This window comes from Methylobacterium sp. J-076 (assembly GCF_022829405.1).
GTDB lineage: Bacteria > Pseudomonadota > Alphaproteobacteria > Rhizobiales > Beijerinckiaceae > Methylobacterium.
Genome location: NZ_JAKSXW010000136.1, coordinates 1 through 802, shown reverse-complemented (window position 1 = coordinate 802; position 802 = coordinate 1). Strand labels below are relative to the sequence as shown.

2 tRNA genes and 1 rRNA gene are annotated in these 802 nt (G+C 63.8%); all 3 read left to right on the top strand.

The features are described from left to right. Positions 1–135 (top strand): 16S ribosomal RNA (locus MKK53_RS18015); the annotation flags it as partial. 209 nt (positions 136–344) lie between these two features. Further along, a tRNA-Ile gene (locus MKK53_RS18010) sits at positions 345–421 on the top strand. Positions 422–431: 10 nt separating this feature from the next. Continuing rightward, a tRNA-Ala gene (locus MKK53_RS18005) sits at positions 432–507 on the top strand. Positions 508–802: the final 295 nt, after the last annotated feature.

Genomic DNA, 802 nt, shown 5'->3' with positions numbered 1-802 from the left:
ACCATGGGAGTTGGTCTTACCCGACGGCGCTGCGCCGACCCGCGAGGGGAGCAGGCGACCACGGTAGGGTCAGCGACTGGGGTGAAGTCGTAACAAGGTAGCCGTAGGGGAACCTGCGGCTGGATCACCTCCTTTCTAAGGGTGCTTCCAGCAGGATGGCCGGCTCGTCCGGCCCGCTCCTCGGGAGGCGCTATTAGATACTAGGGACCTGTCAGGGTCCCATTGGCGGGACAGGCTGAAAGCGCCGTCCTCGTTTTCCTTCCTCACAATCCGGACAGTCCTCTGGGGCTGCCTCGTGCGGCGCACCGTCAGGTGCGCCCCGGGGCGGGACGCCAGGAGGACTTGGGCCTGTAGCTCAGGTGGTTAGAGCGCACCCCTGATAAGGGTGAGGTCGGACGTTCGAGTCGTCCCAGGCCCACCATTCTCAGAGAGGGGCCATAGCTCAGCTGGGAGAGCGCGTGCTTTGCAAGCATGAGGTCGTCGGTTCGATCCCGTCTGGCTCCACCATTCGTTTGGGACGTGGCAGCGCGCTCGTGCAGAGCCTGCGCCACCCGTTCCCCGTGTGGACGCCTGAGGGTGGATCGATCCTGTCCGGATCGTCGAAGAGAGTTTGCCGCGGACGCGGCGGATTGAGGATCGTCCGATCCCGGTCTGCCGGTGCGTGAGCGAAGTTATCAGAAATCGTGAAGAGGGAATGTGACCGTTGGGGGCGCGAGAGCGCTGTCCCGTCGGTCATGTTCGGCAAGCATACGGCGATCGGGCTGGAAACGGTCTGATCGCTGGTCTTTTTGCGACCGTGTCG